General features: G+C 54.2%; 19 protein-coding genes. 7 read left to right on the top strand and 12 right to left on the bottom strand.

Going from position 1 to position 18583, the window contains the following annotated elements; translation table 11 throughout:
- Positions 1–61: 61 nt before the first annotated feature.
- From KNP83_RS12420 to map, 3 genes are read left to right on the top strand one after another with little or no spacing between them, the layout of a single operon-like run.
- Positions 62–313, top strand: coding sequence for a hypothetical protein (locus KNP83_RS12420; protein ID WP_021067789.1), 252 nt, complete (start codon positions 62–64; stop codon positions 311–313).
- 45 nt (positions 314–358) lie between these two features.
- Positions 359–1543, top strand: coding sequence for an EAL-associated domain-containing protein (locus KNP83_RS12415; RefSeq protein ID WP_214762751.1), 1185 nt, complete (start codon positions 359–361; stop codon positions 1541–1543).
- 12 nt (positions 1544–1555) lie between these two features.
- Positions 1556–2305, top strand: a complete 750-nt coding sequence (gene map, locus KNP83_RS12410; RefSeq protein ID WP_214762750.1) for a type I methionyl aminopeptidase — start codon at positions 1556–1558, stop codon at positions 2303–2305.
- Positions 2306–2338: 33 nt separating this feature from the next.
- Here the strand turns inward: map and menC are convergent, their stop codons facing one another.
- The 6 genes from menC to KNP83_RS12380 are packed head-to-tail and all read right to left on the bottom strand — an operon-like array spanning position 2339 to position 9439.
- Positions 2339–3406 carry an o-succinylbenzoate synthase gene (gene menC / locus KNP83_RS12405; protein ID WP_214762749.1) on the bottom strand — a complete coding sequence of 356 codons (1068 nt, stop codon included), beginning with the start codon at positions 3404–3406 and terminating at the stop codon, positions 2339–2341.
- Positions 3390–4760 carry an o-succinylbenzoate--CoA ligase gene (gene menE, locus KNP83_RS12400; protein WP_214762748.1) on the bottom strand — a complete coding sequence of 457 codons (1371 nt, stop codon included), beginning with the start codon at positions 4758–4760 and terminating at the stop codon, positions 3390–3392. The genes menC and menE overlap by 17 nt, the downstream gene beginning before the upstream one ends.
- A gap of 49 nt (positions 4761–4809) precedes the next feature.
- Positions 4810–5634: a 1,4-dihydroxy-2-naphthoyl-CoA synthase gene (menB, locus tag KNP83_RS12395; RefSeq protein WP_214762747.1), complete on the bottom strand. Its 825-nt coding sequence runs from the start codon at positions 5632–5634 to the stop codon at positions 4810–4812.
- Entirely contained in the window at positions 5635–6411 is a 777-nt protein-coding gene (locus KNP83_RS12390; protein ID WP_214762746.1) for an alpha/beta fold hydrolase, read from the bottom strand.
- Positions 6408–8057 carry a 2-succinyl-5-enolpyruvyl-6-hydroxy-3-cyclohexene-1-carboxylic-acid synthase gene (menD, locus tag KNP83_RS12385; RefSeq protein ID WP_214762745.1) on the bottom strand — a complete coding sequence of 550 codons (1650 nt, stop codon included), beginning with the start codon at positions 8055–8057 and terminating at the stop codon, positions 6408–6410. The genes KNP83_RS12390 and menD overlap by 4 nt, the downstream gene beginning before the upstream one ends.
- Positions 8054–9439, bottom strand: coding sequence for an isochorismate synthase (locus tag KNP83_RS12380; RefSeq protein ID WP_214762744.1), 1386 nt, complete (start codon positions 9437–9439; stop codon positions 8054–8056). Before KNP83_RS12380 ends, menD begins: the two co-directional genes overlap by 4 nt.
- A gap of 166 nt (positions 9440–9605) precedes the next feature.
- Here KNP83_RS12380 and KNP83_RS12375 point away from each other — a divergent pair, with 166 nt between their 5' ends.
- Together KNP83_RS12375 and KNP83_RS12370 are read left to right on the top strand one after the other, a co-directional pair.
- Positions 9606–10505 carry a 1,4-dihydroxy-2-naphthoate polyprenyltransferase gene (locus tag KNP83_RS12375; protein WP_214762743.1) on the top strand — a complete coding sequence of 300 codons (900 nt, stop codon included), beginning with the start codon at positions 9606–9608 and terminating at the stop codon, positions 10503–10505.
- An 18-nt stretch (positions 10506–10523) separates the two neighbouring features.
- Positions 10524–11075: a beta-class carbonic anhydrase gene (locus KNP83_RS12370; RefSeq protein ID WP_021067779.1), complete on the top strand. Its 552-nt coding sequence runs from the start codon at positions 10524–10526 to the stop codon at positions 11073–11075.
- Between the two features lie 42 nt (positions 11076–11117).
- Here the strand turns inward: KNP83_RS12370 and KNP83_RS12365 are convergent, their stop codons facing one another.
- The 4 genes from KNP83_RS12365 to KNP83_RS12350 all read right to left on the bottom strand — a co-directional run bounded on the left by KNP83_RS12365 (position 11118) and on the right by KNP83_RS12350 (position 15581).
- The gene (locus KNP83_RS12365) at positions 11118–12065 is read right to left on the bottom strand and encodes a YihY/virulence factor BrkB family protein (protein ID WP_214762742.1); all 948 of its coding nucleotides are present in this window, start codon (positions 12063–12065) and stop codon (positions 11118–11120) included.
- Positions 12066–12133: 68 nt separating this feature from the next.
- Positions 12134–12571 (bottom strand): NUDIX domain-containing protein, encoded by a 438-nt coding sequence (locus KNP83_RS12360; protein WP_251139364.1) that lies wholly within the window; start codon positions 12569–12571, stop codon positions 12134–12136.
- 66 nt (positions 12572–12637) lie between these two features.
- The gene (locus tag KNP83_RS12355; RefSeq protein WP_214762740.1) at positions 12638–13564 is read right to left on the bottom strand and encodes a carbohydrate kinase family protein; all 927 of its coding nucleotides are present in this window, start codon (positions 13562–13564) and stop codon (positions 12638–12640) included.
- A gap of 109 nt (positions 13565–13673) precedes the next feature.
- Positions 13674–15581 (bottom strand): heavy metal translocating P-type ATPase, encoded by a 1908-nt coding sequence (locus KNP83_RS12350; RefSeq protein ID WP_214762739.1) that lies wholly within the window; start codon positions 15579–15581, stop codon positions 13674–13676.
- Positions 15582–15780: 199 nt separating this feature from the next.
- Between KNP83_RS12350 and KNP83_RS12345 the strand changes: the two genes are divergently transcribed.
- On the top strand, positions 15781–16716 hold the full coding sequence (locus KNP83_RS12345) for a DMT family transporter (RefSeq protein WP_214762738.1): 936 nt from the start codon (positions 15781–15783) through the stop codon (positions 16714–16716).
- Between the two features lie 137 nt (positions 16717–16853).
- Positions 16854–17156 (top strand): hypothetical protein, encoded by a 303-nt coding sequence (locus KNP83_RS12340; RefSeq protein WP_214762737.1) that lies wholly within the window; start codon positions 16854–16856, stop codon positions 17154–17156.
- Positions 17157–17197: 41 nt separating this feature from the next.
- Here KNP83_RS12340 and KNP83_RS12335 read toward each other — a convergent pair whose 3' ends face one another.
- Positions 17198–18340 (bottom strand): MFS transporter, encoded by a 1143-nt coding sequence (locus KNP83_RS12335; protein ID WP_214762736.1) that lies wholly within the window; start codon positions 18338–18340, stop codon positions 17198–17200.
- 45 nt (positions 18341–18385) lie between these two features.
- Positions 18386–18580, bottom strand: coding sequence for a hypothetical protein (locus KNP83_RS12330; protein WP_214762735.1), 195 nt, complete (start codon positions 18578–18580; stop codon positions 18386–18388).
- Between the last annotated feature and the right edge of the window lie 3 nt (positions 18581–18583).

Raw genomic sequence — 18583 nt, 5'->3', positions numbered from 1 at the left:
TTTTTTTTTTGGTGTCATGCTACACTAAACGAGTAGAGACAGAAAAATGAGGTGTCAACGGATGATTGAACTAGGTTTTGGTCTCGTCATACTATTGGCGTGCGTCCTGGCTTTGAAACCGATTATAACGCGGACCGAGCGTCCGAATTTCCGATATATCCCGGTCGCCACGCTCTTGTTCGGCGCGATGATTTGGCTGGTGATGGCCATCGGCGTCGGCGGGAAAATGGGAATCGGGTACGGTGTGATGAGTATCGTATATTTCATTGCTTGTTTCGGTGCCTATATGTATGTGCATACACGAGCGAGCTGAACCCAGCTCGCTTTCGTGTTTAGAAAAAAAGACGAGGTGATCAAGGTGGATGCAGTGGATGTGATGATGAACCCAGAGGAAGTCGAAGTGACATTTGAACCGATTCTCGGGGCTGCTACCTTTCAAGTAGAAGGGTATATGGTTCATGGACAGTTTAGGGGCGAGTCGCTCACTTCTTTCTTTTATGACGATGACGTTCCGCTCGAGTACCAGCTCGACATCGCCAAACGCATGGAGCGTCTGGCGGCCGAACAGTTGCGGGACGAAACCCAATTCGTCACGTTCCGATGTCGTTCGGAATGGATTCTCGACCAGGGCGGGGAGGCGTTTTTGGCCCCGTTGCGAGAATTGAACTTCCCGCTCCATCGCATTTATGTGACGCTTCAGGGGACGGATCTCGTCGACGTGTCACGTTTATCACGCGTCGTCCAATATTACCGTTCGTCCGGTGTCAAAGTTGCGCTCGACTTCGCCGAATCGACGAGCATCGAAGATATCATGACGGTGGCGCCTGAGATGCTGCTCGTCGATTTGGCGACGATGGTCGAGAAGAAGACGTTATCGGTCACGTACCCGCAAATGCTGCAGACGATGGAGTATATCGCTTCCCGTCTCGGGGCTCCGCTCTTATATAAATCGATTGATCACCTCGGACAGTTGCGTTATGCGTGGCGTCACGGCGGACGTTACTATATGGGTGGGCTCCTCGGTCAACATGACACGACGCCGTCGCGCGAAGCGAAAGGCATGAGCGTCTTGACGCAAGAAGTGCCATTGTTCTTCTTGCACGACCAAGAGCGGTTGAAGCGATTGTATGAGCTCGAGTTTGAACTTCATAAACAAATTCACGACTTCGTCCACAGCGGGAAATGGTCACGCGATAAAAAAGATGAGTGGTTGCTCCACATCGCACCGAAACTCGAAGGGACGTTCGTCCGGTACTATTTGACGGACCAAACCGGGTTCCAGACGAGCGCGAACGTATATCAGACGCAGTCGAATTGGACGGTCGACAATACGTATCGCGGCTATAACTGGAGTTTCCGGCCGTATTTCATCCAAACGATGGCTGCGATGGACGTGCGCGGACGAGGCTACTTGTCCGAGGACTATCGTGACTTCAGCTCGAACGAAGTGACGCGGACGTTCAGTTATCCGTTACCGGACGGCATGTTCTTGTTTGCGGATTTATCTGAAGAGTTCTTATATCAAAATCGATTATTAGATTGAGAGGGAAAACGAATGTTAGATTATGATTACGATGCATTGCGTGAGATTGGGCGAATCGTCGCCTTGGCGCGTGATGAGATGGCGAAAGCGGTCAAACCGGGCATGACGACGAAACAGTTGGATGAGATTGGCCAGCGTATTTTGGAAGCGGAAGGGGCCGCCTCGGCTCCGATTACGATGTATGAGTTCCCAGGGTACACGTGCATCTCCATCAACGACGTCGCCGCCCACGGGATTCCGGGTGACCTCGTCATCAAAGACGGGGACGTGGTCAACGTCGACGTATCGGCCGTGAAGGACGGTTATTATGCCGACACAGGGCGTACGGTCATCGCGGGCATGCCGAAATCGCCTACGCATGAACGGTTGGTCGAAGTGTCCTTAACGTCGCTCGAAGCGGGTCTCAGTAAAGTGAAGGCCGGCGTCAAGGTCAACCAAATCGGGAAGGCGATTTATGCCGACGCCCGGAAGAACGGCTTCACGGTCATCCGTAACTTGGCAGGCCATGGACTCGGGCGCACTCTTCATGGGGAACCTGAGACGATCTCGAACTACTATAGCCGTGAAGAGAACGACATCTTGAAAGAAGGACAGGTCATCGCCGTCGAGACGTTCATCTCGACAAAAGATGAAATCGTCTATCAATCGGAAGAGGACGGCTGGTCGTTGTTCACCCCGAACAACAGCCTCGTCTCCCAGTTCGAGCACACGGTCGTCGTCACGAAAGACGGCTATGAAGTATTGACGGGCTCGTTCCGTTAACGAAAAAGCACCAGACCGCGGTCTGGTGCTTTCTTATATCAGTCGAATCGTCTGTTCGCTCAACCGTCGAATCGTCTCCCAATCCGGTGTGACACTGTCTGGGATGGCGAGTTGTCCATTCTCGACCTCGAGCGGGGTATCGAGCAAATCCGTCTCGAAATAAGCGCTCGTCCCGGCCATATCGGCGGGGTAGGCGGCTCCGCTCAAAGAGGCGAATAAGAGCGTATGATACCGGCCGATTGAAGACTCATACATACCGCCGACCCAGTAGGGCGTGCCGCTATCGCGAATCGCGAGCGCTTCGGTCAGACCACCGACCCGGGCCGGTTTGATATTGACGATGCGACCGGCTTGGAGCCGACGCATCGTCGCCACGTCCTGCGCCGAACTGATCGATTCATCGAGACAAAGCGGTGTGGTGAGGCGGGCCTGTAAATCCGCTGTCTCGACCCAGTGTGTGCTCGGATAAGGTTGCTCAATCATCAAGAGACGATAGGCATCTAACGCCTCGAACCAATCGAGTGGTTGCTCGGAGCCGCTCCCGTTCAAATCAATCATGAGCGGGGCGTCCGGAAAATTGCTCCGAATCTCGCCGAGCGCTGGCAACAGTTCATGCGGAGACGCTTTTAACTTGATGCGGTCGAAACCGGACGCGAGCGCAGACTCGATGGCATTTAACGTTTGACTGAGCAGACCAATGCCGATGGTCCGGCCGCAGGCTACGGCGTCGCCGGCTTGGACGAATTGTTTGATCGTCTGATTCGCACGAGCCGCTTCCACTTCCCATAGGGCGCTCTCCCACATTGCTTTCGCCATCGGATGACCGATGATGGAACTGACGTGGTTGCCAAACGAGGCAGCAGACAACGTCATCCCTTTCAACAGTTGAACGATCAACGCGGACGTATCGATGACGGAGCGGACGGTCTCGGACGTATACCAAGGTGTCTCGAACGCGACACCTTCCCCGTAGCCGACAACACCGTCGACCGTCTCTAGACGGAGGATGACCGTCCGTCTCGTCGTCAACACGGCGTGCGCCGTGACAATCGGATGTTTGAACGTGAGCGGGACGATATACAGTTCAGCGCGACGAATCATGGTCAGCCTCCTTTAAGCGATGGCGCATCAATTTACCGTTGGCGTTACGAGGCAGCTCGTCGACGGCAATCCATGCCTTCGGGTGTTTATAAGATGCCAGATGGTCGTGCAACAGCTGAGTCGCTTCATTCAAATTGAACGTGCCGACGGTGAAGGCGACCGGTACCGCTCCCCAAGTCGGATCGGGACGGCCGACGACCCCGACGTCTTGAATACCGGAGCAACGCAACAACACACTCTCGATTTCGGCTGGATATATGTTCTCTCCACCGGAAATGATCAAATCACTGCGACGGTCATGAACGTACAAATACCCGTCTTTCATTGTGCCGAGGTCACCGGTCTGCCAATAGCCGTCGGGTGTCCAGGTGTCGGCTTCAGGCTGTTTATAGTAACCAGGGGTCACCGTCGGTCCGTTCACTTCAATCTCCCCATCCGCATTGATGCGGATTTGCGTCGGCGCGATCGCTTGACCGCTCGAGCCGATGTGGGCGAGCGCATCGGATGGCAAGAGCGTCGCGACTTGCGAACACGTCTCCGTCATCCCGTACGTCTGGGCGACCGGTAACTGCCGCCGCTCGGCTTCTTCGAGCAATGGGCGTGGCACGGGACCGCCGCCGACGAGCAGGAGTCGCAACTGATGACGGGAGAGACCGGCGTCAAGGAGACGCTGCAGCATGACGGCGACAAGCGAGATGTGGGTGATTCGTTCCGTCTCAATCAGCTCGAGTGTCCGGACGACATCGAACTTCGGTTCGACGTAAAGGGTCGAGCCGAACCGGGCGCTCCGATACACTTGGGCGAGCCCGCTCATATGAAAGAGCGGCGTGACGATGAGCATCCGATCGCTCGTCCCATAGCCGAGGCGTATCTTGGCCGCCTCGGCGCTGGCGATATGATTGCCGAACGTCTGCTTGACAGCCTTGGCCTGTCCGGTCGTGCCCGAGGTGAACATGAGCGACATGACTTCGTCATCTTTCCACTCATACGGTGTAGCGAGTAACGTCTCATCTCGTGCCGTCACCTTGAACTGTGCGATCGGCAATTCAATCGGTTCATCGACGAGCAATACATCGAGATCAGCCGTCTCGATTTGTTCCGCCAGCTCGCTCATCGTCAACCGTGTGTTGAGTGGGACGAGTACTTTCCCAAGCAACTGGATAGCGTAGACGGCGATGACGTAATCCGCGCTGTTCGCAGCGCGCAATCCGATATGGCGGGCTGCGGGTGCGACCCGTTCGAGGAAGTGGGCCAAGCGGGCGCTCTCGGCGTTTAATTCGGCCCATGTCAACTTGACGGATGCCGTGACGAGGGCCATGGCGTCGCGTCGATGTTGTGTCACAAAACGATTCATCATCAGAACCTCCAAAAAAAGAGTAGCGAAGTCGCTACTCTTTGTTGATTTACGGGAAACGCGGGAACTGACCGAAGTCTGGGTCGCGTTTTTCTTTGAACGCGTCGCGTCCTTCTTTCGCTTCGTCAGTTGTATAGTAGAGGAGCGTCGCGTCGCCGGCAAGCTGTTGCAGACCTGCAAGTCCGTCCGTGTCGGCGTTCATCGCTGCTTTCAAGAAGCGAAGGGCCGTCGGCGAGTGTTGCAAGATCTCTTGGCACCATTGAATCGTCTCGGCTTCTAGTTGCTCGAGTGGGACAACCGTGTTGACGAGTCCCATATCAAGCGCTTGTTGCGCATCGTATTGACGGCAGAGGTACCAGATTTCGCGTGCTTTCTTGTGGCCGATGATGCGAGCCAAGTAACCTGAACCGTAACCGGCATCGAACGAGCCCACTTTTGGTCCAGTTTGACCGAAACGGGCGTTGTCGGCTGCAATCGTCAAGTCACAGACGACGTGCAAGACGTGTCCGCCACCGATTGCGTAACCGGCTACCATGGCGATGACCGGTTTCGGGATGACACGAATCAAGCGTTGAAGGTCAAGGACGTTCAAACGTGGGATGTCATCGTCACCGACGTAGCCGCCGTGGCCGCGTACTTTTTGGTCGCCGCCTGAGCAGAAGGCTTGATCGCCTTCACCTGTCAAGATGATGACGCCGACTTCTTTATCGTCACGGGCGCGTGCGAACGCGTCGATGAGTTCGTTGACCGTTAGTGGACGGAACGCGTTCCGTACTTCCGGGCGGTTGATGGTGATTTTGGCGATGCCGTTCCACTTCTCGTACTTGATATCTTCGTACGTGCGGACCGATGTCCAGTTTGCTACTGATTCCATTTAAATTCCCCCTAAAATCAATTTCTCTATCATTGTACCAAATTGTTGGGCATTCTCGACATGTGGAGCATGAGAAGCGCCCGAAATTTCGTGAATTTCAATATCGGGCCGGATCAACTGCATGTTCCGGGCAATCTGTTGGAATTTGAGATCATGTTCCCCGACAATCAAATCGGTGCGCGGTAAGCGGTCGAGTAGCGGCCAGAGCGACGGCATGCTGCCCGTCCCGATGGCGCGGAGGCTGTCCGCGAGCGCGGACGGATGTTGGGCCAGTCGTTCAGGACGGAGGACGGCACGCATCTCATCGGTCTGATGCCAGAGCGGGAGCTGTTCCCACCGGTCGACGAACGCCTCAAGCCCTGCTTGCTCGATGAATGCGGCGAGCTGTTCGTCTTGAAGCCGACGTTGTCGCCGTTCAGCCGCGCTGAGCCCGGGCGTCGTGCTGATGCCGATGAAATGGTCGATGCGATCATCACAGGCGGCGAGTGTCATCCCGATGCGTCCGCCGAGCGAGTAACCGACGACCGTCCACGGACCTTCGTCCGTATCGAGGAGCGCCGACAAGTCTTTTACCTGTTGACTCATCTTGGCGCGTTCGACCGGTTGATGGCCCGTGGCGCCGTGTTGCAGCAGTGTCGGGGCGACGAGTCGGACGGGTAGTTCCGGGAAGCGGGAAAGCCATCCCGCGCTTCCGGTAAAGCCGTGCAACAACAAGACCGGTCGACCGCTGCCGCGCTCGAGTACCTCATACGAGACGCCTCGCAACGAACGGATCACGACTCATTCCCCGTCGCCAAGCGGTCCGTGATGGAAGCGGTCCAACGCCGGTGCTCGGCCACGTTCGCCGTACGGTCTGATGGGAATTCGATGAGCTGGATGCCCGCTTCGATGGCGGCCGTGACGTCTTCAGGCTGCTCGAGCCGTTGGTAGCTGAGCCCATACGCATCGGCGAATCCGCGCAGATTCAACTGTAGCGGCGTCCCGAACAAGTCCTCGAACATTTGTGGGGCGATCGAGGCTTGTGGCAAGAAGGAGAAGATGCCACCCCCGTCGTTGTTGACGACGACGATCGAGAACGAACCAGGGTGCGATTTGACGAGCTGGAGCGCGTTACTGTCATGATAAAACGCCAAGTCGCCAATCAAGAGGGCGGCCTTGTCCGTATCGTGACAGGCGCCGAGCGCACTTGAGATGATGCCGTCAATCCCGTTCGCCCCGCGGTTGGCGACGACGTCAAGCGAACAGCCGGCAGAGAGCGTCGTGTCGATATCACGAATCGGCATGCTGTTGCTGACGAAGACGCGTTCAAGTCGAGACGCCAGCATTTGACGGGTCAACGCACTTTCTCCGGTCAAGGCAGGTTTGGCGGATTCAGTGATTCGTTCGAACAATCTGAACCGCTCGGCCACGTCGCGATCGTATAACTGATCGATGGCTGCCAAATAGTCGATGGCATCACCGTACACGACCGTGGCCCGATTTGACGGGTCGCGGAACGAGCCCGGCTGTTCGATTAAGACGCACGGGACGTCCTCGAGCCACTGATTCAACCGTTTCGAGACAGGAGCGGCGCCGAAGCGGACGACCGCGTCAGGCGTCCACTCCGTACGATGCTCACTCGCGAGCCACGTGTCATAGTTCGTCAGCACGTGGTCAAACCGGCGCATCCCACTTAACGGGTCGGCGAAAATCGGAATCTGATACGTCCGTGCCGTCTCATAAATCGGTTCGAGCCATGATGCCGGCGTCCCAGGACCGACGAGGAAGGCGAGACGGTCGACATCGATTTCTCGTTTGAACCGGTTCATGTCACCTTTTGTCGGCTTGAGATAGGCCGGTTCAGACGATTCGGCATGGCCGTCAAGCAGTGACGTTAAGCGTTCGATATCCGGCACTAACGGCTCGCGGAACGGAATGTTCATATGGACCGGTCCGAACGGGGCGTGCAGGCTCGTCCGGACGAGCCGTGTCACCGCTTGTTCCATATAGCGCTGGCTGGCGGCTTCCGGAACAGGGAGATCGATACTCGCTTTGACGTGCTCGCCGTACAATCGGACTTGATCGATCGCTTGTGGAGCGCCGACGTTCCGAAGTTCGTGCGGGCGGTCCGTCGTCAATACGATGAGTGGCAGTTGTGAAATATTCGCCTCGGCCACGGCGGAAAAGTAGTTGGTCGCGGCGGTACCGCTCGTGCAGATGAGCGCGACCGGTCGCAACGATGAGGTGGAACGGGTCAAGCCGAGAGCGAAGAAGGCGGCCGAACGTTCGTCGACAATGATATGATGACGGACGTTCGGATGAAGATAGGCGGCCATGGCCAGCGGGGTCGAGCGCGAACCGGGACTGATGACGATATCCTCGACGCCTTGCTCGACGAGCCGGTTCATCATTTGGGAGACCCAATCCGTTAACGTTTCATTCATGCTTGATTGCCTCCTGCGCTTACTTTGTCCAATCCGAGCGCTTGCTTGATTGGACTGAGCTTGATTTCCGTCTCGGCGAGCTCCGATTCGAGTTCAGACTCTTGGACGATTCCACAGCCTGCGTAGAGCGCCACGAATTGGTGATGCACGAGGGCCGATCGAATCGAGACGACGAATTCGCCTTCCCCTTCCGTGTTCAACCAGCCGAACGGCGATCCGTACCATCCGCGGTCAAACCGCTCAATCTCACGCAACAAGCGGACGGACGTCCGTTTAGGTGAACCGCCGAGCGCCGGGGTCGGATGGAGCGACTCGATGATAGACAACAAGGACGCATTCGTGTCGAGCGTCGCTTGAATCGGTGTATGCAGATGGAACACCGAGCGATTCTCTAAGATACGCGGCGTTTCGGGAGCCTTGATGGTAGCGGCGTAGGGCGTGAGGGCATTTTTAATGTCCTTCACGACGATTTGATGCTCCTCTAAATTTTTGGCATCGTGTAGCAGCGTCTGTTTGGCTACATCCACCTCGATTTCTGTGTCCGGACGTTTAATCGTCCCGGCGATCGCGGCCGTTTCGATATACGGTCCTTGTTTTTTGACAAGGCGCTCCGGGGTCGCCCCGAAAAAGCCGATGTCTCGCTTCGGTTGATACAAGAAGACGTAACTACCCGTTTGATGTTCTGACAAATGGCGTAACGTCGTCGCGAACGGAAACGGTTCTTCTGAAGTTTGATAAATCTCTTCCCGGGCGATCACGATTTTCTCGACGCGTTCTTCCGTGATGTTCAGTTTGGCTTGTTGGAAACTCGACTTGAAGTGGTCGACGCCGTCTTTCACTTGCGAGTAGGTGGGTGCCTGCTCGTCGGGGGCGTGTAGCGCGTTGAACTGCGCGAGCTGATCGGCCAATTGAATCAAATATTGTTCGACCGAACGGTTCGCCGACACGAGCGTCGAGACGGTCAACGTATGCTTGTCACCTGAACGGCGATATAAAAACTTTGGCACGACCAACGATGCTTCACCGAACGCTTCCCACATATTTTTCTGGGGACGGACGAACGTGTCGAACGAGAAGCCCGAGAACGCATGAATGACCGCGTCGACGTCCCGGCGGTGCAGGCTCCAGTCATATTGCAACCGTTGGAATCGTTCTGGGCCAGAAGCTGTCAGCACGAGCGCATCGGCACATCCGAGCATCTCGAGGGACCGGTCCGGCGTCGAAAAATAATAATGGGACGTTTCTGTGTTTTGAATGATATGAAACGCGTCGAACGAAGGGATTTCCCACGTGTATGAGGCAAGGACCGGCCGTTGCCAAGCACGTGCCCGTTTATGGGCTTGCTCGATTCGTTGTTTAATGTGTGTTTGAGTATCTGGCATGTAAGAAAAGCCTCCTCAATCCAATGGAATTCTCATTCTTTAGTGTATCATGACTTCACGGCAGAACTGGCCGTCAAATGCTCGGGAAAGTGAAGGGAGCCGTTCGAGCGACGGGCATTGACAGAATTTTTTAAAGAGACGTAAACTAACGAAGGGAGGGAAGTGCATGAAGAAGAGAGAGAAAGGTGCCTATTGGCGCATGATTCGTCCGCACACATTGACGGCGAGCTTCATACCGGTGCTGCTAGGGACGTTCATCGTCCTCGGGCAAGTCGAATTGAAATGGGGATTATTCCTGGCGATGTTCATCGCCTCGGTCTTGATTCAAATCGCGACGAATTTATTCAATGAGTATTATGATTATAAGCGCGGACTCGACCATGAAGGGTCGATTGGAATCGGTGGTTCGATCGTACGCGACGGATTCACGCCGGGCCAAGTGCTTGGGATCGCCCTTGGGATGTATGGGGTAGCGGCCGTGCTCGGACTTTACATCGCCGCTTCGACAAGCTGGCACTTGATTTGGATTGGGCTATTGTCGATGGTCGTCGGATTCCTCTATACAGGAGGTCCGCTTCCAATCGCCTATACGCCGTTCGGTGAACTCGTTGCCGGTCTGTTCATGGGATATGTCATTATCGGGATTTCAGGATATATCCAAATCGGCACAGTGACGACGGAGCTGTTGCTCGTGTCGTTCCCGATGGCGTTGCTGATCGGGGCCATCTTGCTCGCGAACAACATTCGCGACTTAGATAACGACAAAGTGAACGGGCGAAAAACGATCGCTTGTCTCGTCGGACATCGGCGTGCCGTTCTCGTCTTGGCCGGATTCTTTATCGCGGCATTGATCGGTATTATCGTCGCTGTGGTCGGGTTTGGCGTCACGCCTTGGGTGCTATTGTCACTCTTGACCATCCCGATGATGATTCGGGCGGTGAAACGTTTTTGGGTCAAACAGGAACCGGCTCAACTGATGCCGGCGATGGCGATGACCGCCAAAGTGAACACGTTGTTCGGTGCCTGGATGGTCATCGGTTTGATGGTCGCGCGATTCATCGCGTAAATAAAAGGAGGGAACCATATGTCAGTCGTTCAAGAAATGTTAGCGTTCAATGAAAAATTCGTCTCGGAGAAACAATACGAAGAGTTCGTCTCGGACAAGTTCCCCGACAAGAAAATCGTCATTTTAACATGTATGGATACACGGCTGACGGCGTTACTGCCGAAAGCGCTCGGTTTGAAAAACGGGGATGCCAAAATCATTAAAAATGCGGGTGCTGTGCTGTCGCATCCGTTCGGTTCGGTCATGCGTTCCATTCTTGTCGCGCTGTATGCGCTCGGAGCGGAAGAAGTCATCGTCATCGGGCACTATGATTGCGGGATGGCCGCCATCGACCCGAACGCCGTCATCGGCGAAATGGAACGTCGTGGCATCGAACCGCAAACGCTCCAGACGCTCAAATCGTCAGGGATGGATTTGGAGAAGTGGTTGCACGGGTTCGATTCGGTCGAAGCGAACGTCGTCAACTCGGTCAGCCTCATCAAAAACCATCCGCTTCTGCCACCGGGCACGAACGTCCACGGGTTTGTCATCGACCCGGCGACGGGACGTCTCGATGTCGTCGAAGCATAACGCAAAAGGCGGTCTCTTCTGCAGAGACCGCCTTTTTTTTCGTTACCCGTATGTGTTGACGGGAATGTCTTTATACTCGTCCTCGTCCGAATCTTTCGATTTGGACTTTTTGTTTTTCTTGAAGTTTTTCTCGTACTCCCGCTCGCTCGGTGTACGGAAGAAACGTTGCCAGGTGGCGTTGATTTCTGACCCGATTAAAATGATCATACCGGTCAATTGCAGCCAGAGCAATGTGACAATAATCCCCCCGAGCGAACCGTACGTCGAATCGTAGTTGCCGAAGTTCGAGACATACAGGCTGAACCCGAGTGAGACGAGTTGCCAGGCGATGACGCCGAAGATGGCGCCTGGAATCGTGCTCTTCCAAAACACATGTTGCTGCGGGGCGACCTTATAAAAAATCGAGAGCGTCAAAATCAAGATGAGTGTCGTCAACACGTAGCGAAAGACGTTAATCAAGATGACGTCAGCCCCTGAGATCGGGATGAAGTCCATGACAAAGTCGATGATTTGAGATCCGAACACGTTCGAAACGATGAGCAACAGCACGCCGACGCCAAGCAAGAGCGTCATGCCGAGCGCGATGCCTTTACTGACGAAGAAGTTTCGTTCGTTGTCTTCCCCGTATGCATGAATCGCCATGTTAATCAAGCGTTCGACCCCTTTGGCGGCCGACCAAATCGCTAAAATCGCACCGATTGAGAGGAGTCCGCCGCGCGGCTCGCCAATCGCGTCGAAAATCCCGGTCAAAAATTCAGTCGCGGCCGCCCCGGGCGCCAAGTTGTTCAACTGTTCTTGGAACGACGCCTGCGAGATGTCGAAGAACGACAGTAACGCGAGAATGAAGATGATGCCGGGGAAAATCGATAAGAACCAGAAAAAAGCGAGCGTTGCGCCGTAATCTTGAACGTCATGTTCTTTAAAGCGACGAAGCAGCTCTTTCCCGAAGGCGAACCAATTCTTTTTTTCTTTCACTTCTGTAGTATCCATATATGAGCCTCCTGAACGTTATCGTTAGAAACTTTTATTCCCGAAATGTCAGGAGGCTACACATGAAATCAGTCTTCGGCCAGCGTTTTATTGAAAAAGCGCTCGGCCTCGTTCGCGAGCAAGTCGGCGAGTGACGGCGGTCGTACCGGCAAGTGGCTGAGCGCGCTGCGCTTCACCCACATCGGTGTGTAGGAACCGTTCGTTTGTTCGGCTTGAAACTCTTCGCCCGTGCCGGTCCCGAATTCGCCACCGGTCACGCGGGCCCAGTAGTACGGGTTCAATTCGCCGTTGAAAGCGATGTGAGCGGCGACCCCTTCGAGTTCGACGTGGACGCCGAGTTCTTCGAACGCCTCACGGACAGCCGTCTCTTCTGCGGTATGGCCGAATTCGACGCCGCCGCCCGGGAAGACATAATACAACAGGTTATCTTTCTCTCGACGAATGAGCGCGATTTCGTCATGCTCGTTCACGAGGATGACGGCACTTCGTAATTTCGTTCTGACCAATGGAATCGTTCCTTTCGATTTTGAATCGTGAATAAAACGCATCGACGCGCGGCCGATGCGTTTTGGTTAATCTGTTGCGGGTTGTTCGAGTGATGCATACATCTCAGGCGTCAGACCGTTGTCATGTGAGGCGATGACTTTCCCGGCGACGCGCATCCCGAGTCGAAGTGCATCTTCAATCGGATGACGTTTCATCAATTCGGAAATGACAGCGGAGAAGAATGAGTCACCGGCACCGGTCGAGTCAGCGACTTTCACTTTCGTCGTCGGGACGTGGCCTTGTTCGTTCGTGCGCAAGTCGACATAGACCGCACCGAGTTCACTCATCGTGACGATGGTGAGCGGGGCACCTTTCATGGCGAGCACTTCGGCGACACGTAACGCATCGTCCACCGTGACAATCGACATATCAGACAGAATCTCTGCTTCTTCACGGCTACAGATGAAACCGGTGAAGCCTTGAAGCAAGTGGCGGTTCCGTTCGATGACCGACAGATGGCCGCACACGCCGTAAAGCGGGAGTTTCATCTCGCGGCAGAGTTCAATCGTCTCGTTCAGCACGTTGACCGATAAGTCGAGGTCGATGGCGACCGCCTGACTTTCAGCGAACACCGTATCGATACGACGGAGGATACATTCTTCCATCATCGCCTCATCCGGTTGCTTCGAAATCGACGTTTGAAGATCGCCGTTGTTGTCCATAACGGCCAACCACATGCCCATGCCGTTATCATCGAGCAAGTCGACGTGATCGACGTTCACGTTCAAACCGCGGAGTTCCTCGAGGACACCCATCCCGATTTGATCGTTCGTCACGGTCGACACGAAACGGACATCGTTGCCGAGGACGCCTAAATTTTGAGCGACGTTCCGGCCGGTCCCGCCGTTTGAGAACGCGATGTCGCCGACGTTCTTGGCATCTTTATGGAGCGGGGCGAACGAGGTTCCTTTAATATCGACAAACACCTTGCCGATTACTGCAATCGTATTCATACACTGTACCACCTTTAGCCAATCTTCCTATCAGTTCCGGTCTAATTAGACACATTGTTTCCATTATAGCGAAATCGCCAACGGCTTTCAATGACGGTGTCGATTTTTGTCAGTCCCATGACGTGCTGAGTAAGCGCAGGCCGTTCAAAATGACGAGGATGGTCGACCCTTCGTGCCCGACGACGGCAAACGGCATGACGAGCAGCTCGAAGATGTTCGTCGCAATCAATACGAGGATGACCCCTAGGGCGAACACGACGTTTTGAAGGACGACCCGATTCAATTTACGAGACTGTTTGATGGCCGAACTTAGGCGGTTCAAGTCATTCTTCATCAAGACGACGTCGGCCGTCTCGAGGGCGGCGTCCGTCCCTTCTCCCATCGCAATCCCGACATCGGCTGTCGCGAGGGCAGGGGCGTCGTTGATGCCGTCACCGATCATGCCGATGCTGCCATACTCTTGTTTCAAGTGTTTGATGTGCTCGACTTTCTCTTCCGGGAGGCATTCGGCGATATAGCGGGTCAAGCCAGCCTCGGACGCGATGGCACGAGCCGTCGCCTCATTGTCACCTGTGATCATAATCGTGGCGATACCGAGGTGGTTGAGTCGCTCAATCGCTTGCTTCGCCTCGGGACGTAACGTGTCGCGCAGGGCGAACGCGCCAATCGTTTTCTCCTCGTCACTGACGAAGACGAGTGTATGGCCGGCCGCTTTTAGACGCTCGACTTCGTCGCTGAAAAAGTCGTGGCTACGATCGGCGAACTTCTGTTTACCGACCCGATAAGCGACGCCATCGATCGTCGCTTCAATCCCAGACCCGGTCACATCTTTAAAGTGTTCCATCGTGCCCGAATAATTGCCCGTATACTGAACGAGCGCTTCGGCGAGCGGGTGCATCGAATGTTCCTCGATCAAGCTGACGATGCGGTACACCTGTTCTTGTGCCAGCTCGGGATGAATCAACGCCGCCTGGACTTCTGGCTTACCGATAGTGAGTGTGCCGGTCTTGTCGAACGCGACTGCTTTCAATCGTCCCATGTTTTCAATATGGACACCGCCTTTGAATAAAATCCCATGTTTCGCGGATGAGGCGATGGCAGCGAGTGCGGCCGGCGTAATCGCGGCGACGAGCGCGCACGGTGAAGCAACGACGAGGAGAATCATACCACGGTAAATACTCGTTTCGAGCGACCATGGCGTCAACACCGGGCCGAGCAAGATAATCGCTGTGACGGAGGCGAGCACGACCTGGACGTAGCGTCCCTCGTACCGATCGATGAATTGGGCGGACGGTGATTTTTCTTCTTGTGCTTGCTGGACCATTTGAATGATTTTTTGGAACAACGTCTCGGTGGCGAGCTTTGTGACTTCGAGCGTCAACACACCGTTCAAGTTCACGCTAGAGCCGTACACATCATCACCGACGTTGCGGTCGACCGGAATCGATTCTCCGGTGATGGCAGCTTCCTCAATCGAGGCGCTGCCTTTCAAAATCCGACCGTCGACCGGGATGCGCTCACCGGGTCTGACGTAAATATGGTCACCGACGCGCAATTCGTCGATATGGACGACCTCGAGGCCACCTGAACTGTCCAACCGGGTCGCTTGTTCAGGTTGAAGCTCCATGAGCGATTCGAGCGCGCGTTCATTTTTATTCATCGTGTACGTCTCGAGGGCGCCCGATAACGCGAAGATGAAGATGAGGATGGCGCCTTCCATCCAATATCCGATGGAGGCGGCGCCGATGGCGGCGATAATCATGAGGAGCTCGACGTTCAAAGAACGTGTCTCCCACGTATCGGTCAAGCCTTCCTTCGCTTTGGCGTAACCGCCGATTAAAAAGGCGGTCAAATAAAGCGTGACATAGAGCGCAGGAGCTCCGTCTTGTCTTTCCGCGAGATATGCGAGTACAATCAATACACCACTGATGAGCGCCATGATGAGCTCGATATGTTCAATCCAGCTGGCCCGTTTGAAGACGTGGCTTTTTTCGTGCGTGACGGTTGATGTGTTCATGTGAGCACCTCTTTCTAATTGAGAATATATATCATTTAAATGATAATGATTGAGGATGATTATCATTATCCATTGTTGATATAAAAGGGTTTAATCCTGATTTGGTGTGAAACTCTTATTTATAATGATTATCATGTAAGTCTATTTTAGCACCAAATGGAATAACTCACAAACTAAAAGATTAAGGAGTTTTTGTGTCATGCCGAATGTATTTCAACGCCCTTGGACGGTCACGTTCTTGGCCCTGTTCAACACGTTTTTATGGGGGAGCGCCTTTCCGTTCATCAAACTGAGCTACGAAGCGCTCGATATTCAGGAACACGAATACGGCCAACAGCTGTTCTTTGCCGGCGAACGCTTTTTATTGGCCGGTCTGCTCTTACTCGTCATCAGTCGACTCGTCTTTAAACGACCGATTCGCTTAACTGCCGAAAAGCTAAAGGCGTATGCGCATTTAGGGGCATTTTTAACATTTTTGCAATACTTGTTCTTTTATATCGGGCTTTCCATCTCGACAGGGGTGCAAGGCTCGATTATCGCGGGGTCGACGTCGTTCTTTCAAATGGCTCTCGCTCATTTCCGTTATAAAGATGATCGCTTGAACCGGTTGAAAGGTATCGCCCTGACACTCGGGTTCTCCGGAATTGTCATCGCCAACTGGCCGACCGCAAGTGCGGAAGTCGGATTTGGAATCGGAGAGATCCTACTCATCATGGCGATGGTGTCAGGGGCTTTCGGAAATTTGATTGCCAAAGATTATTCGCGCTCGCATGACGTCGCACCGATGACGGCCTGGGCGATGGTCATCGGCTCACTCGGCTTGCTCGTCGTCGGTTACGTGCTTGCACCAGGAGATGTGTTCCTGCCTTACACCGTGACAACCCTCTTCTTCTTGTTGTATCTCGCCCTCTTGTCGGCGATCGGGTTCACATTATGGAATACGCTCATGAAATATAATCCGGTCAGCCGGGTGTCGCTCTATATGTTCTTTGTTCCCTTATTTGGTGTCGTCTTATCGAGCATCTTGCTCGGGGAGACGATTCCATGGAACGCCCTCGTCGGGTTATTGTTCGTCATCGCGGGCATCTATCTGTCGACATATTTTCAAGGTCGAGCGAATAAACCGGCTCGTTAAAGAAACGAGTCGGAGACGCAGTTGACGGAATCTTGTTCCCATGGCAAAATATATTAAAAATTCTGAATTCTTTCAGTTGAAATCGGTCTTCGTTGTAAAGACTTGCGTGCGAATCGAAAAGAAAGGAGGGTGCTACCGTGGCAAGAAATCCCATCGTCCGAAACATACTCATCTCTCGTCAACCACGAGACGAGTACGTCAAATACGTGATGAAGTGCGTGAGTCGCGGGTTGAAGGAACATCATGAGCAAGTGGATGCGCGTGCCATGAGGCAAGGGGAAGACATTCAGACGAAATGGCAAATCAATGACCGGGTCATTGAAGTCACGCTCAAGTCTGACGTGTTGGCCTCGCTCGAGACGGAACCGTTCGCGCTCGATGAGGTGTTCATGCGAGCGTTCGAACGCAACGATGTCAGGCTCGGTCCGGTGAAAGAATAACGTGAAAAAGGGAAGGTCTCCGTGGAGACCCTCCCTTTTATTTAGACGTCAATCGGCTTGGCTTTCGCCGTGAACAAACTGACGGCCAAAATCCCGAGAATGAGCGTATACATCAAGAAATACACTTCTTTCGGCAACGCGATCCAAAACGCGCCGATCATCGGTCCGCTAATCGAACCGACACTGAACGAGATGCTGTAGAGCATGTTGCCGGTCGGCAATAGCGATCGCGGTAACACTTCCGTCATATGGGCCAGTCCGAGCGAATACGTCGAGCCGAGCCCGGCACCGGCGAGTGCGAACAAGACGAGGAGCCAGACGTAATGGTCGACGGCAAGGTTGGCGATGGCGAAGACGAGCGTGCCGAGTGTCAGCACGATTTGGAGAATCCGCTTCTTCCCGAAGTGGTCGGCGAGCCGACCGAGTGGTAACTGCACGATAATCGAGGCGACAATGAACGTCGTGATGAGCGTGCTCGTCTGCGTGAGCCCGATGTCGTTCCGAACCGTGAAAATCGGTAAATTGGCATTCAAGCTCGCCTCGAGGAACCCGTATGTAAAGGCCGGCAAGAGCGTATAGCCGCCACCAATCAGGACGAGACGAATGCGTCCTTTCGAGTCGGTCTTCACTTTTTCGGCCTCGGGATATTCGTTATCGACCTTGAAAATCAAGAACAAGGAGGCGAGACAGAAAACGATCAAGACGAGGAACGGCAACCAAAAATGGAGATCGACGAGCGGGGCGATGAGCGGACCGACCGCGAAGCCGAGACTGAACGCCATCCCATAATACGCCATCGCCCGGCCCAGGCTCCGCTTGTCGCTCGCGGACGTGACCCACACTTGCGAGCCGTAATGGAGCGCCGAGTCACCGAAGCCTATGACGAAACGCATGAGCGCCCACATGAGCAGGGACGGCCAGAGCGGCAGGAAGAACGTGGCGAGTGCCGTCAAGGCGATGCCGAGGACGATCGTCGGTCGGAACCCATACTTACGGACGAACCGTTCGAGAAGCGGGGCGGAGACGATGACCCCGAGATAGAGCATCGTCGCATTCAATCCGTTCAACCAGGCCGGGTTGCCGTCCCGTTCGATGAGCGTCGACAAGAGCGGGATGAGCGCACCTTGAATCAAGCCGGAGATAAAGACGACGAGTAATAAAATCGAAAATCGAAAGCGTTGCATAGTTCACCTCATTATTCATGACATAATAAAAAGCTGAGAAGCGTCTCAGCTTTTTGATTCGTCAAACGGTTGAGTTCGATGGTTCAAGTGTAAAAGTTCATCGTCCCAACTGCCTTGACTGAATACTTCATCACGGTCTACTTTGTCTGAAACGAATGCGGCTGTCAATAAGATGCTGAGCACACCACCGAAAATAACGATGGCCATGACGGTGATCATAAATACATAGATGGCAGTCATCTT

Origin of the sequence: Exiguobacterium sp. s146, assembly GCF_018618415.1 — a bacterium.
Taxonomy (GTDB): domain Bacteria; phylum Bacillota; class Bacilli; order Exiguobacteriales; family Exiguobacteriaceae; genus Exiguobacterium.
The sequence above is the reverse complement of the archived record's forward strand: the minus strand, read 5'-3'. Positions and strand labels throughout refer to the sequence as shown.

Coding starts and splice junctions, on each gene's coding strand:
- KNP83_RS12420 (WP_021067789.1), top strand. CDS start 62: ATGATTGAACTAGGTTTTGGTCTCGTCATACTATTGGCGTGCGTCCTG.
- map (WP_214762750.1), top strand. CDS start 1,556: ATGTTAGATTATGATTACGATGCATTGCGTGAGATTGGGCGAATCGTC.
- menC (WP_214762749.1), bottom strand. CDS start 3,406: ATGATTCGTCGCGCTGAACTGTATATCGTCCCGCTCACGTTCAAACAT.
- menE (WP_214762748.1), bottom strand. CDS start 4,760: ATGAATCGTTTTGTGACACAACATCGACGCGACGCCATGGCCCTCGTC.
- menB (WP_214762747.1), bottom strand. CDS start 5,634: ATGGAATCAGTAGCAAACTGGACATCGGTCCGCACGTACGAAGATATC.
- menD (WP_214762745.1), bottom strand. CDS start 8,057: ATGAATGAAACGTTAACGGATTGGGTCTCCCAAATGATGAACCGGCTC.
- KNP83_RS12380 (WP_214762744.1), bottom strand. CDS start 9,439: ATGCCAGATACTCAAACACACATTAAACAACGAATCGAGCAAGCCCAT.
- KNP83_RS12375 (WP_214762743.1), top strand. CDS start 9,606: ATGAAGAAGAGAGAGAAAGGTGCCTATTGGCGCATGATTCGTCCGCAC.
- KNP83_RS12370 (WP_021067779.1), top strand. CDS start 10,524: ATGTCAGTCGTTCAAGAAATGTTAGCGTTCAATGAAAAATTCGTCTCG.
- KNP83_RS12365 (WP_214762742.1), bottom strand. CDS start 12,065: ATGGATACTACAGAAGTGAAAGAAAAAAAGAATTGGTTCGCCTTCGGG.
- KNP83_RS12355 (WP_214762740.1), bottom strand. CDS start 13,564: ATGAATACGATTGCAGTAATCGGCAAGGTGTTTGTCGATATTAAAGGA.
- KNP83_RS12350 (WP_214762739.1), bottom strand. CDS start 15,581: ATGAACACATCAACCGTCACGCACGAAAAAAGCCACGTCTTCAAACGG.
- KNP83_RS12345 (WP_214762738.1), top strand. CDS start 15,781: ATGCCGAATGTATTTCAACGCCCTTGGACGGTCACGTTCTTGGCCCTG.
- KNP83_RS12335 (WP_214762736.1), bottom strand. CDS start 18,340: ATGCAACGCTTTCGATTTTCGATTTTATTACTCGTCGTCTTTATCTCC.
- KNP83_RS12330 (WP_214762735.1), bottom strand. CDS start 18,580: ATGACTGCCATCTATGTATTTATGATCACCGTCATGGCCATCGTTATT.